This window comes from Paenibacillus sp. CFBP 13594 (assembly GCF_014842675.1).
GTDB lineage: Bacteria > Bacillota > Bacilli > Paenibacillales > Paenibacillaceae > Paenibacillus > Paenibacillus amylolyticus_B.
The window spans coordinates 347682-361060 of sequence record NZ_JACYVQ010000001.1; the positions used below are offsets into that span (position 1 = coordinate 347682).

The 13379-nt window shown below is 44.6% G+C and carries 11 protein-coding genes; 9 read left to right on the forward strand and 2 right to left on the reverse strand.

The features are described 5' to 3' along the window. Window positions 1-95 precede the first annotated feature (95 nt). Window positions 96-1196, forward strand: coding sequence for a metallophosphoesterase (locus IFU39_RS01810; protein WP_105599283.1), 1101 nt, complete (start codon window positions 96-98; stop codon window positions 1194-1196). A gap of 36 nt (window positions 1197-1232) precedes the next feature. Here IFU39_RS01810 and IFU39_RS01815 read toward each other — a convergent pair whose 3' ends face one another. Beyond that, window positions 1233-1766, reverse strand: coding sequence for a stalk domain-containing protein (locus IFU39_RS01815; RefSeq protein WP_105599282.1), 534 nt, complete (start codon window positions 1764-1766; stop codon window positions 1233-1235). A gap of 356 nt (window positions 1767-2122) precedes the next feature. Between IFU39_RS01815 and licT the strand changes: the two genes are divergently transcribed. The 4 genes from licT to IFU39_RS01835 all read left to right on the forward strand — a co-directional run bounded on the left by licT (window position 2123) and on the right by IFU39_RS01835 (window position 7278). Then, window positions 2123-2965 carry a BglG family transcription antiterminator LicT gene (gene licT, locus IFU39_RS01820; protein ID WP_105599281.1) on the forward strand — a complete coding sequence of 281 codons (843 nt, stop codon included), beginning with the start codon at window positions 2123-2125 and terminating at the stop codon, window positions 2963-2965. A 145-nt stretch (window positions 2966-3110) separates the two neighbouring features. Further along, on the forward strand, window positions 3111-5030 hold the full coding sequence (locus IFU39_RS01825) for a beta-glucoside-specific PTS transporter subunit IIABC (RefSeq protein WP_105599280.1): 1920 nt from the start codon (window positions 3111-3113) through the stop codon (window positions 5028-5030). Window positions 5031-5079: 49 nt separating this feature from the next. Further along, entirely contained in the window at window positions 5080-6543 is a 1464-nt protein-coding gene (locus IFU39_RS01830) for a glycoside hydrolase family 1 protein (RefSeq protein WP_105599279.1), read from the forward strand. 168 nt (window positions 6544-6711) lie between these two features. Next, window positions 6712-7278, forward strand: coding sequence for a 5' nucleotidase, NT5C type (locus IFU39_RS01835; RefSeq protein ID WP_105599278.1), 567 nt, complete (start codon window positions 6712-6714; stop codon window positions 7276-7278). A gap of 13 nt (window positions 7279-7291) precedes the next feature. Here IFU39_RS01835 and IFU39_RS01840 read toward each other — a convergent pair whose 3' ends face one another. Then, window positions 7292-8176 carry an AraC family transcriptional regulator gene (locus IFU39_RS01840; RefSeq protein WP_105599277.1) on the reverse strand — a complete coding sequence of 295 codons (885 nt, stop codon included), beginning with the start codon at window positions 8174-8176 and terminating at the stop codon, window positions 7292-7294. Window positions 8177-8311: 135 nt separating this feature from the next. Between IFU39_RS01840 and IFU39_RS01845 the strand changes: the two genes are divergently transcribed. From IFU39_RS01845 to IFU39_RS01860, 4 genes are all read left to right on the forward strand, one after another. Next, window positions 8312-11002: an alpha-L-rhamnosidase gene (locus tag IFU39_RS01845; protein ID WP_105599276.1), complete on the forward strand. Its 2691-nt coding sequence runs from the start codon at window positions 8312-8314 to the stop codon at window positions 11000-11002. A gap of 154 nt (window positions 11003-11156) precedes the next feature. Beyond that, window positions 11157-11630, forward strand: a complete 474-nt coding sequence (locus IFU39_RS01850) for a putative immunity protein (RefSeq protein WP_091020589.1) — start codon at window positions 11157-11159, stop codon at window positions 11628-11630. Beyond that, on the forward strand, window positions 11605-12144 hold the full coding sequence (locus IFU39_RS01855; protein ID WP_105599275.1) for a GNAT family N-acetyltransferase: 540 nt from the start codon (window positions 11605-11607) through the stop codon (window positions 12142-12144). The genes IFU39_RS01850 and IFU39_RS01855 overlap by 26 nt, the downstream gene beginning before the upstream one ends. A 71-nt stretch (window positions 12145-12215) precedes the next feature. Further along, window positions 12216-13373, forward strand: coding sequence for an acyltransferase (locus tag IFU39_RS01860; RefSeq protein ID WP_146117073.1), 1158 nt, complete (start codon window positions 12216-12218; stop codon window positions 13371-13373). The last annotated feature ends 6 nt before the right edge of the window (window positions 13374-13379 follow it).

Consider the following 13379-nt stretch of genomic DNA (forward strand, 5'->3'; position numbering starts at 1 on the left):
TCTGACCCTTCAACTACGTTATACTTGTTCAGACGGAATTACATCCGTGATAAAAATTAAGCATACAACTTATTGACGTGGAGGTTAGACCGGGCATGTTTGTATTAGTGGGTATATTGTTTTTAGTGATATACGGTTTATTAGTGTTCTACATAGGCTGGAGCGGTTGGAGTTGGATGAAGCCTATCGTGTCCGCCAGATTTCGATGGTTTTATATTATAGCGCTTGTATTCCTTGCCGTTTCCTTCATTTTGGCACGGGTATTTGGAAGCATTTCGTTCCTCGGAATCATCGGTTCTTACTGGCTGGCGATTTTCTCGTTGTTATTGTTGATCCTGCCCGTCGTCCACCTGACGATGTGGTTGTTAAAGTTAACCCGTATTCCTAGACATCACACACAGAAATGGGCGGGTGTCGTTACGCTGGTGCTGTTAGTGTCCACAATGGGTTATGGGATTTTCAATGCTTACAGCCCGGTAGTGAGAACATATAATATCCAGATTGATAAAAAAGTAGAAGGTGTGGACAAGCTCAACATTGTTATGGCTGCCGATATGCACTTTGGACTTCTATCTGGTCCCGCACATGCCAAACGCATGGTGGAGGAGATTAATGCTTTGAAGCCGGATCTGGTACTGTATCCTGGAGATATTATTGATGACAATCTGGATATGTACCTTAATAGCGGAATTGCCGACATTATCAGTGAAATTCAGGCCCCATACGGTGTTTATGCTTCTCTCGGGAATCACGACAAGTTTGATGGTCCGATTGAAGATCTGATCGCTGCGCTGGAGAAGAGCAACATGCAAGTTCTGTACGATGACAAGATTGTCCTGGATGACAAGATCACTCTCATTGGACGGAAAGACCGGACAGAGAAGGATCGTGCAGAAGTGGCTACTTTAATGCAAAATACGGACTTGAGCCAACCGGTACTTATGATGGATCACCAGCCATATGATCTGGATATTGCGGAACAGAACAATGTAGATTTGGTGGTATCCGGTCATACTCACCGCGGTCAGATTGCACCTGCTCAGTTCATCACACAGGCTATTTACGAGAATGATTGGGGCTATCTGCAAAAGGGTTCCATGCATTCCATCGTAACCTCCGGATTTGGATTCTGGGGACCTCCAATTCGTACAAGCAGTCGTTCGGAGATTGTGCAGATTAATGTGACGTTCCAGTAATGATGAAGGCCCTTCGAGAGAAGGGCCTTTTAATAACTATAGTTTAACCATTTTCTTGGATTTGAAGTTCCATTCGTAGACTTCCCCTGTGTACATGTGGATGTAGTAAAGGCCATAAGTCACTTCATACGTTTCTCTGTCTGAGAATGAACGCATTACATAAAAATCTCCGTCTTTGGATTCCTCTCCAACAGTTAGGCTATACATTTCGATTTCTTTCTTAATTTTTTTATATAACAGTTCAAACGCTTGATTCCCTGTTAGTTTAACTAATGGTTGTTTGCCAATGTACAGATTGTTAGACTTTAAAGCTACGTTCTCACCAAGTGCAGTACTTATGCTTCTAACTGGTACATATGTAGTATTGTTATAAGTTATTGCATTAGCTGTCGACTTCTTTGTTCCATCTACATAAATATTTACTTTCTGTAGTAAAGCTTTTATGGGCGTTCCTGATGCTGCATAAGCTGTAACTCCTGTAAGCATTGATCCAATTGTGATACCAATGAGTAATCCTTTTACTTTGTCCCTCACGAATAAATCCCCTTTATCTAAAATTACTTCCTTCAATTAAATCATTTCTCTATTTAAGGTGAAAAATCCTTCAAAACATTTACTTTAGTTATAATCTCATTCAATTCAAGCGATGAGTCGTTGGGAATATTTCGTTTGAATCTGCTCCAAAATGTGAATACTAAAGCATATGCACCCTTAAACGTGGAAGCTTAGGGAGAAGACTCATGTAAGGGAATGAAGTGTAATAGCAATAGTAGTATTTTTGGGTTGACACCGTTTTCAGGTTATGATAAATTATATCCGAGGCTTGTTACCGGTAATGCGGGCAAAACCACTATGGAAATGATTTTATTATTTCTGTTTTGGTTTTGCCCTTTTTTATTCCTCAAAAAAAACCAGGTGGGTCCATAATGATTATTAAACAGATATTTAATAACAATATTGTCAGTACCGTGGATGACAAAAATCAGGAACTGCTGATCCTCGGCCGGGGTATCGGATTTAAGTTCAAAGCAGGCGATGAGATTGATGAAGAGCGGATTGAGAAGGTATTTCGTCTTCAGGATGCATCGATTTATGAGAAATTCAAATCCATCGTAGCTGAAGTGCCGATTGAGATTCTGCAGGCAACAGATGATATTGTGACACTGGCACGAACGCAATTGAACAAAACCATCAGTGACGGGATCTACGTCTCGCTGTCTGATCACATTCACTTTGCTGTTCAGCGCTTGGAAAAAGGAATGATTACTCGTAATCCACTTTCTTGGGAAGTTCAGCACTTCTATAAGGCGGAGTATGATGTGGCCAGAGAAGCACTGACCTTGCTGAAGGAAAGATTGGATATTGAGTTTCCCAAAGATGAAATCTGTAATATTGCCTTACATTTCATCAATGCGGAAGTCAATGATTCCATGAACGATGTCACCCATCTAATGCAGCTGCTGCAGGAGATTATGAATATCATCAAATATCACTTCAATATCGAATTGGATGAAGATAGCGTTAATTATTTCCGCTTCATCACCCATTTGAAATATTTCTGTCAGCGTGTCATTACGCATTCTTCACATGATGATGCCGAGGAGTATTTGTATGAAGTGGTTCGGAAAAACTATCCGGAGACATTCAAATGTATTGGCAAGATCGAGACTTTTATCCATAAGAATTATCAGTATGACATGACTCACTCTGAGCAGTTATATCTAACGCTCCATCTGGAACGTCTGATGAAAACCAAGCGGGATGCTTAAAGTCCACGCAATAGAATGAAATTACAACTGTATACCCTATGGGCTTGTTACTGTTCAATCAGGCAATACCCGAATGAGATGGCGCCACATTTTGCGCTATATTCGTTCGGGTATTTTTTATTGGAAAAATGAGGAGGAAAACATCATGAAACATCAGGAAACGGCGCAGGAAATTATTAAAGCCGTTGGGGGAACAAACAATATTAACTCAGTTTATCACTGCGTCACACGTTTGCGCTTTGATCTAAAAGACAACGAGAAAGTTGACAACGGCTCACTCAAGAAACTGGATAAGGTCATGGGCACGAATATTTCCGGCGATCAATTCCAAGTCATTATCGGTAATGATGTGGCAAAAGTATTCGATGCCATGGTGGAGGAAAATCCGGCAATCCAGCAAAGTACAGAAAATAAAGAGCCAAAGTCGGATAAAAAACAAAATGTAGTACTGAAAATTTTTGAAACAATCGCAGGTGTCTTTGCCCCAATGCTTCCAGCGATTACTGCGGCAGGTATGCTCAAAGGATTACTTGCACTATTCGTGTCCGTAGGTTGGATGTCCGCCGGAACGGATACGTATCGTATTCTTTCAGCCATCGGTGACGGCGTATTCCATTACCTGCCTTTACTGATAGCAGTCAGCGCTGCTCGTAAATTTGGCAGTAACCCGTTTGTTGCGATTGCACTAGGTACAGCACTCATGTATCCAGACATGACAGCATTGTTATCTAGCGGTGAATCGGTTGGATTTTTGGGAATTCCGGTTACAGCAGTAAGTTATGCTTCATCCGTTATTCCGATTCTTCTTGCAGTATGGTTGATGTCTTATGTTGAGAAATGGGTTGACCGCGTTATCCCTGCTGCACTCAAGCTATTGCTTGTGCCGCTGATTACCTTACTTGTTATGGTTCCGGTAACGCTGATTGCGATCGGTCCATTGGGTACATTTGTAGGTAGCGGATTGTCTGGCGGCATCAACTGGCTGTTGAATGAAGGCGGATTGATTGCAGGTATTGTTCTTGGCGGTGCGATGGCGCTCATTATTATGACAGGAATGCACTATGCACTTGTGCCGATCATCCTGAGTAATATCGCTACACTGGGCTTTGATAAATTCTTGCCACTGACCTTTATCTCCAATATGGGTCAGGCTGGTGCGACACTCGGCGTATTCTTCCGGGCAAAAGATAAAAAACTCAAAACCGTGGCATTATCAACGAGCTTCACAGCACTCATGGGTGTAACGGAGCCGGCTATGTACGGGGTTAACATGAAATACAAAAAACCATTTGCCGCAGCCATGATTGGTAGTGCAGTGGGTGGCGGATTCGCCCTTGCTTTTGGCGCGAAAGCGTATGTACTTGCGGGTAACGGTGGTCTCCCAGGACTTCCTTCCCTGATCGGACAGACATTCTGGTATTCCTTTGGGGGGATGATTTTGGCCTTTATCGTGGGTGCAATCATGTCTACGATATTTGGTATTAAGGAAGAAGAAGGAGACGCAGAGGCGTTAGCTCAATTCTCACCAGGTGCTTCTTCTGCACCAGCGAAAGTAACTTCCAATGACGCCGCAACCGTGAACATGGAAGACATGGGCGATCCAACACCAACGAGTGATGCAGTAGCTGTTGCACCGATGACAGGTAAATCCATCCCACTCAAAGAAGTCAACGATCCAACATTCGGTGATGAATTGATGGGTAAAGGTGTGGCATTTGTTCCAACGGTGGGCGAATTGGTATCTCCAGTGACAGGTACCATCATGAATGTGTTCAAAACAAAACATGCGATCGTTGTCCGTAGTGATAACGGAATGGAATTGTTGATTCATGTTGGAATTAACACGGTGAAGCTGCGTGGACAGTACTTCGATGCACATGTTGCTACAGGAGCACGTGTACAAGCTGGAGACAAGTTACTCACATTTGAACTGGCCGAGATTGCCAAAGAATACGATATTACAACCGCTATGGTTGTTACCAATACGGCAGATTACAAGCAGGTTCTACCTGTGAAATTGGGCGAAATCACGATGGGTGAAGACGTCTTGAAAGCTGAAATCTAAACCATCTTAGGACTAATAGACAAATTCAAAAAAAGAAGGAGAGATACGGATGATGAATCGACAAGGGTTTCCGGAAGGTTTTCTGTGGGGCGGCGCTATTGCCGCCAATCAGGCTGAAGGTGGATTCGATGCTGGCGGCAAAGGATGGTCGACGGCCGACATGGTTCCTTATTTTGAGAAAAAGGACTACACCAACCTTAGAGAACTGATGCATGTTACCAGTGCAACGGTTGAGAAAGCAATGGCACATCATAGCGCGGAAGGTTATCCGAAGCGTTACGGGATTGATTTTTACCACCGTTTCAAAGAGGATATTGCGCTGTTTGCCGAGCTGGGCTTCAAGACATTCCGTCTGTCCATCAACTGGCCGCGTATTTTCCCGAATGGTTATGATGCCGAGCCAAATGAAGAGGGACTGCGCTTCTATGACGAAGTGTTCGATGAACTCCGGAAATACGATATCGAACCACTGATAACACTTTCGCATTATGAGATGCCTATGGCACTTGTACTGAAATATAACGGCTGGGCTGGCCGTGAAGTGATTGGACATTTTGTGAGATATGCGGAAACCGTAATGACCCGGTACAAAGACAAAGTAAAATACTGGTTGACGTTTAATGAGATTAACACGACCATTATTGAACCGTTCACAGGCGGAGGTATTATTGAAGACCGGGTGGAGAATACGATGCAGGCTTCCTATCAGGCACTTCACCATCAATTTGTAGCCAGCAGCCTGGTAACAGAAAAAGCACGTCAGATTAACCCGAACTTCCAGATCGGATGTATGCTTGCACGCATGATTCACTACCCGGCGACATCGAAGCCAGAGGATGTGCTGCAAGCACAGATCGATAACCAGCTGAACCTGCTGCATACGGATGTACAAGTTCGTGGTAGTTATCCAACGTTCATGGCTCGGTATTGGGCAGAGAACGGGATTACGATTGCCATGGAACCAGGGGATGAGCAGATCCTGCGTGAGCACACGGTTGATTTCATCTCGTTCAGTTATTACACATCCTTGGTGTCCGCAGTAAATCCAGAGGAATATGGAGTGACGGGTGGTAACCTGTACAGCACGATTAAGAACCCGAATCTCGAGCGTACGGAGTGGGGCTGGCAGCTTGATCCGATTGGTTTGCGCGTTGCATTGAAAGAACTGTATGATCGTTACCAATTGCCATTGTTTGTGGTAGAGAATGGACTTGGAGCGAAAGATACGGTTGAAGCAGACGGTTCCATCAACGATGATTACCGTATTGATTATCTGAGAAAACATATTACCCAAATGAAAGAAGCCGTTATGGATGGTGTGGACCTGATGGGATATACCAACTGGGGAGCGATTGATATTATCAGTGCATCCACTTCGGAAATGTCCAAGCGTTATGGCGTGATTTACGTGGATCAGGACGACAACGGACAAGGCACATTGAATCGATATAAGAAAAAGAGCTTTGGTTGGTACCAAAAAGTCATCGCCTCTAATGGTGAAAACTTGGAATAAATTAATCAAAAGAGGCACCCCAGGCGTAGCTAGTGTTACGTCATCGGGGTGCCTTTTTATTATCATCTCGCAGGATTCTCATCAGCGCTAATGGCACTTCAAAGTAAAAAGGATGACTTCATAACATACTGGATGGTATACTGTGATCGTATTGGGGGAGGGATAACCATGAAGAAGCCTATTATTGCTGTAGATATGGATGACACGATATGTCATCTGGTCAAGCGGGCCATATATCACAACAACCTCAACTTCCCGACCCATCCGTTGCGGTATGAGGATATGATTCATTGGGATACATCTCATTTGCGTCATCCAGAGAGCACGCACGATGTATTTTATGGTCGGCCGGGTCTGTTCGAGGAATTGGAATTATATGACGAGTATGTTGTAGATGAGATGCGAAAGCTGAACGATGCTTATGATGTCATTGTCGTGACGGCAGCAGAACCAAAAACAGTCGTTGAGAAGTGGAACTGGCTTCAGCAGCACATGCCTTTTATAACCGCTGAACAGTTTATTACATGCAAAAGAAAAAACTTGCTCGGTTTCGATCTGCTCATTGATGATGGAGCACATAACCTGATTCCCGCGCATGAGGACGGCAAAAAGGTTATCTGTATCCCGCATCCGTGGAATATACAGGAGCGTGAGCGATACAACTTTCCGTTGATGTCTTCATGGAAAGAAGCCAAGGCATACATAGATGAAGTGTTACAGGTTGTTAATGTCTGAAAGTTAGTTAACCTTATTGTCCAGAGTGCAATGCTCTGGATTTTTTGCGATAGGCGAGAGGTGTTTCGCCTGTTATTTTTTTGAATGCGGCATAGAATGAATCCATATCCCGATATCCGACCAGCTCTGCAATCAGGCTGACTTTGTGCTGTGAATTCTTTAGAATTTCGCAGCTTTTTTGTATGCGCAGATGTTGCAGGTGGCCGCTAAAGGTCTGTCCGGTATGCCGAAGAAACATTCGTCCAATTTGCTTCTCGCTCCAGCCCGATACACGGACCAGATCAGACATCCGAATACGATTGCTTACGTGTTGTTTGAGATAATGAAGAATGTAATCAAAACCGGTGGAATAATTCTCTACATCATGTTCCTTTTGATAAAGTTGTCTGTAGGTCATCAATACCAGCTGGCTCACCAGGGTGTATAACATGGTAGAGGAACCGATTCCCGGAACGGAGGATTCACGGTACAGCTTCACCATTAGTTCTTCAATCCGGTCGTTGTGATCCACAACGGATATATAAGGAACTTGATTTTGTCCCAGATTCATCAGATGTTGAATGATTTCTTTTTCCTGAATGATGGCTGTCAGCGTGTTGATCAAATCAGCATTAAACAGACAATTATATATAATTAATGGATGCTCGGTTACGTTTGTGCTTACAGGACGAAAGACATGAGGAACACCAACAGGAATGACAAACAGCATGCCTTTTGTCACGGGAATGATATCTTCACCGATATGATGAAAGCCCTTTCCTTCGGCAACATAGCTATACTCAATAAATTCATGTGCGTGAAAAGGAAGCACAAAATCTTCAGAGCAACGATTGACAAAAAGTTGCAGATGATTATGTAGAAAGTATTCGCTTTTCATGAGTTGTACAGATGAATTCACAATGCAACCTCCTCGCACAGATGGCTGAATTACCGGATGAAATAGTCCGGATTACCGGGTATTTACGACAGCAGGATCGATATAATTATATCGTAACCCCGAATGGGAAGCCAAGATGGAAAGGATGATCTACTGATGTTCAACGTTAGTCACCTTCGTTGTGAGTATAGGAACAATCCGATAGGCCTTGATGTCAAATCACCGCGTTTAAGCTGGCAGCTGCAATCCGATCGTCGGAACTGCATGCAATCCGCATACCAGATTCAGCTGTCATTGACGGAAGATTTTGATGGAATTGCATGGGATTCTAGCGAGATAACTACGGATCAATCCATACATGTGGAATTAAACCCGTTTCAGCCTTCTCCGCGAACGCGATACTATTACCGGATTCGGGCATGGGATGATGCAGGAAATGATTCGGGATGGTCCGAAACGGCTTATTTCGAGATGGGACTTATGGATCGTCATAACAAGTGGCAAGCAGAATGGATCACAGCTCAACCATCAGATGATGGAGATACGTCATGCCCGCGTATGCGCAAGCAGTTTAATGTAAAACAACCTGTTACGTCTGCCAGAATATACGTAACAGCACTTGGATTATACGAGTTGCATATGAACAACACAAGAGTAGGAGAAGATTATTTTACACCTGGCTGGACCTCTTATCGTAAGCGATTACAATATCAAACTTATGATGTTACCCACCTGCTTCAGGATGGACAGAATACATTAGGTGCTAATCTGGGTGATGGCTGGTACCGAGGATATCTTGGCTGGAACAAAGAACGGGAGATATTTGGTTCAACGTCCGCATTGCTGCTGGAACTGCATATGAAATACGCAGATGGATCAGAGGAATGTATTCTCTCCAATGGGGAGTGGACGGCTGCTTCAAGTGCCATTCGTATGTCGGACATCTATATGGGAGAGACGTATGATGCACGAATGGAGTCTGATTGGTCGGATTCATCTCAGACGAATTGGGCACCTGTGAACGTACTGGATCATCCCAAAGATATCATCGTTGCGCAGGAGAACGTACCCGTCACCCAAGTAGAACAGCTACAGCCAATCGCTTTGTTAACAACCCCACTGGGAGATCGTGTAATAGACATGGGACAGAATATGGTGGGATGGGTTAGATTTAGCATTCAAGGTGAGGTTGGTCAGACGGTTGAGCTGCATCATGCTGAGATATTGGATCATGAAGGCAACTTCTACACCGAAAATCTTCGCGCCGCCAAGCAGTGTATTCGCTACACTTGCAAGGGGGATGAAGTGGAAACATTTGAGCCGCATTTTACGTTCCAAGGGTTCCGTTATGTTAAACTGGTTGGCTTCCCGGAACACGTTAGTCTGGATGAATTCACCGGAATAGTGCTGCACTCGAATATGGAGCAAACAGGTCAGTTCTCATGCTCCAGTCCACTGGTGAACCAACTGCATCACAATATATTGTGGGGGCAAAAAGGGAACTTCCTTGATGTGCCGACAGACTGTCCACAGAGGGATGAACGACTCGGATGGACTGGCGATGCACAGATGTTTGTCCGCACGTCTTCCTACCTGATGAATACGGCACCCTTCTTCACAAAATGGTTGCGGGATCTGGCAGCGGATCAGGGAGAAGATGGAGGTATTCCATTCTTCGTTCCGGATCTGAGAAGTTCCACTTCAGAAGGATGGGGTGACACCAGTCATTCCTCCGCCGCTTGGGGGGATGCAGCAGTCATCTGTCCATGGACCATCTATGAGATGTATGGAGATGCCAGAATACTGGCTGAGCAATATGAGAGTATGAAGCGGTGGATTGAGTACATTCACGGGCAGGGCGATAACCCATATCTGTGGAACACGGGATTCCACTTTGGCGATTGGCTGGGACTAGATTCCAAGCCCGATAGTTATGTTGGCGCAACGGACAAGGACTATGTGGCAACTGCATTCTATGCCTATTCGGTTTCGTTAACTCAAAAAGCGGCTGAGGTACTTGGAAAGACAGATGATGCTGAATATTACAAAAAGTTGCATACAAACATTGTTCTTGCGTTTAATAACGAATTCGTCACTCCAGCCGGCAAAATTGCTGTTCCCACGCAAACAGCACATGTTCTTGCCCTCCAATTTGATCTGTTGGACGCCACTGCCCGAACTCGTGCTGGCGAACAATTGGCAAAACTCGTGAAAGAGGCGGGCAATCATCTTACCACAGGTTTCGTGGGCACACCTTATCTGAATCCGGTATTGAGTGATGCAGGTCTTCACGACCTGGCTTATACATTACTTTTTCAAGAGGATTATCCGTCCTGGTTATATCAGGTGACTCAGGGCGCAACGACTGTCTGGGAACATTGGGATGGGATCAAAGAGGATGGGAGTCTCTGGAGTGCTGATATGAACTCATTTAACCACTATGCGTACGGTGCGATTGGAGAATGGTTGTATCGTTATGTTGCTGGCATCCGGTCCGATGAACATCAGCCAGGATTCCGAATGGTGCATATCGAGCCGCAACCCGGACCTGGACTGGATTGGGTGGAAGCGAGTCTGGAGACGATGTATGGTCAAGTTGCTTCAAGCTGGCACCGGCTGGCGGAGGGTGAAATGGAGGCTCGGGTGCACATTCCCGCCAATACGAGAGGTACTGTTCGTCTTCCTGGAGCAGGTGCACAGATCGTTTTGGAGCAAGGGAAACCGTTGGATCAGTTGGATCAGATGAGTGGAGTTCAGGATATTCAAAACATTGGAGACGATGTTGAAGTCACCCTTGGATCTGGGAGTTACCGATTCACGTACAAAGTCACGGATGCGAAAAAGTAACGAGATATTCAACAGTCTGCATTGACAGAGTCCGTATAATGATAGAATAAGTGGTAAGCTGTACAGTTGAAGAGGATCTGCACACACGCAGGTCCTTTTTCGAACTTGTCTGAGAGTGAATTTGTAGTTTTTGAACAATGAAAGGAGCATGACCATGGCAAAACCTGCATTCAAAGATGCGCCTTTACGTAGTGAAATAGAGGATTTGGCTAAGAAACAGGATCACCATACATTGGCCTATTGGGCTGCGGAGTGTGCGGCACGTGCTTTGTATATATTTGAGAAAAAGACGGAGGATCTCCGCGCCCGTGATGCCATTGATGCAGGAAGAGGTTGGATCCGTGGAGAAATTGCCATGGTTGATGCTCGAAAGGCGGCTTTTGCAGCTCATGCTGCTGCACGAGAATTGGATAATGTCGCTGCCTCTTCTGCATCTCGTGCGGCGGGGCATGCAGCTGCAACGGCCCATGTGAAAGACCATGCGGTGCATGCCGCAACGTATGCAGTGAAAGCTATCTTTTATGACTGTTTGATGGAAGAGCAAGAACGTCGTGTCCTGGAAGAGAGAACGTGGCAATATCAATATCTGTTAGGAGGATGTAATGATCATGGGGAAAGAACAAGTTAGATTAATTAAACCATCACGAGCATATAAGGAAGCATATTTGGCATTTTATGAAGACTGGGTCAGAAGTGGAGAGTTGATGGTACCGTGGGTCATTTCCAAAGATCCTTCTGCGTTTGATGAGATGTTGGCGTTTTTGCAGCGCAATGAACAAGGGATCGACATCCCGGAAGGCTGGGTCAAAGACAGTACATACTGGCTGGTCACGGAGAGTCAACAAATTGTGGGTGCCGTCAATATAAGGCATGAGCTTAACGACAAATTGTTCAACAGTGGAGGGCATGTTGGATATGGCATTCGTCCAGGAGAGCGGCAAAGTGGCTATGGTTTCGAAATTCTCAGGCTGTCTTTGGAGAAAACGAGAGAGCTAGGAATCTCCAAAGTATTGGTTGTATGCGATGCGGTTAATGAGCCATCCAGAAGGGTTATCCTTCGAAATGGTGGCATCAAGGATGTAGACTATGTAGAATCCAATGGCAACGTTGTTGAACGATTCTGGATAGAAAATGTCGAATAATGCAGAATAATGGTGTAATATAACGAAAATAATATGGATTATGATTGTATTACCCTCGTGTGCTGATTAAAATGAAGCATAGAATCTGGATTGCGGCCGGAAACTATCATCCCATATCAGGCACAAGTGAGGTTATCTTTATGAATCAACCGGTTAATCGGCCCCGGCGAATTGAGTATCTGGATCTCTATCGTGCTTTTGCCATTATGGCAGTGGTAGCGATCCATGCGACTTCAACAGCAGTTGCGCATTACCCCAAGAATACATTAGATCATGATGTGTATTATTTCTGGAACACGTTTTTGCAATTTGCCGTTCCAGCGTTCCTGTTCCTGTCATCCCTGGTTTTGTTCTACAACTACAGCTCCAAGGTGAATGAGAAGGGGTGGATGCTCGCTTTTTATAAAAAGCGTTTATTCAATGTATTTGTACCCTATGTGGTGTGGTCCCTTATCTATTTTGCCATTAAACAGTTGCTTGCGGGCAAAGAACCTTTGACCCATGGTGTTCAATTTGCCAAACAATTAGTGATGGGAACCGCTCATACGCACTTGTACTTTTTTCTGATTATTCTTCAATTCTATATCGTTTTTCCGTGGCTTCTGTCCCTTACACGCCATCGTTTGTTTAATCGTTATTTGCCATTATTCTTTATTGCGGGTCAAGCGATCTTTTATGCACTACATTTGCAGTTTCACTTCGAACGGACAGGAAGTTTGTTACCCAGTTATCTGATCGTGATTGGATTTGGCGCATGGGTTGGGCTGAACTTTGAGTGGGCATTAAAGAAACTGTATACTCACCGTTATGTACTTATAGCTGCGTTATTGAGCGGAGGTGCCATTTTTATATATGGTAATGCTTATATCAAAACCGCTTTTGCTGCATATCCGGTGGTAACCTATACCGTGCTGTTCCTGTTCCGAAATCTGTTTACGTTGTCAGCCTGCTTGCTCCTGCTGATCTTTAGTGAACGATTGGGTGCAGGAAAACATACGGAAGTTCGTAAAGCTACGCATGTTCTGGATTCCTTGGGTACAGTTGCGTTTGGTGTGTTTTTAATGCATCCCCTCGTACTGCTCTTCTGGAGACGTGAATTTACAGATGACCTGGCTCGACACTTCAGCGTGGGTATCATCCTATCTTATGTTGTTACTCTCCTGATCTCATGGATCTGCGCAATGGGATTGCGCCGGATGAAGTGGGGATGGGTCCTGATCGGACGGTAAGTATAA

What these genes read in the sequence shown, in the direction of transcription:
- IFU39_RS01810 (WP_105599283.1), top strand. Translation starts at nt 96, where the DNA reads ATGTTTGTATTAGTGGGTATATTGTTTTTAGTGATATACGGTTTATTA.
- licT (WP_105599281.1), top strand. Translation starts at nt 2,123, where the DNA reads ATGATTATTAAACAGATATTTAATAACAATATTGTCAGTACCGTGGAT.
- IFU39_RS01825 (WP_105599280.1), top strand. Translation starts at nt 3,111, where the DNA reads ATGAAACATCAGGAAACGGCGCAGGAAATTATTAAAGCCGTTGGGGGA.
- IFU39_RS01830 (WP_105599279.1), top strand. Translation starts at nt 5,080, where the DNA reads ATGATGAATCGACAAGGGTTTCCGGAAGGTTTTCTGTGGGGCGGCGCT.
- IFU39_RS01835 (WP_105599278.1), top strand. Translation starts at nt 6,712, where the DNA reads ATGAAGAAGCCTATTATTGCTGTAGATATGGATGACACGATATGTCAT.
- IFU39_RS01845 (WP_105599276.1), top strand. Translation starts at nt 8,312, where the DNA reads ATGTTCAACGTTAGTCACCTTCGTTGTGAGTATAGGAACAATCCGATA.
- IFU39_RS01850 (WP_091020589.1), top strand. Translation starts at nt 11,157, where the DNA reads ATGGCAAAACCTGCATTCAAAGATGCGCCTTTACGTAGTGAAATAGAG.
- IFU39_RS01855 (WP_105599275.1), top strand. Translation starts at nt 11,605, where the DNA reads ATGATCATGGGGAAAGAACAAGTTAGATTAATTAAACCATCACGAGCA.
- IFU39_RS01860 (WP_146117073.1), top strand. Translation starts at nt 12,216, where the DNA reads ATGAAGCATAGAATCTGGATTGCGGCCGGAAACTATCATCCCATATCA.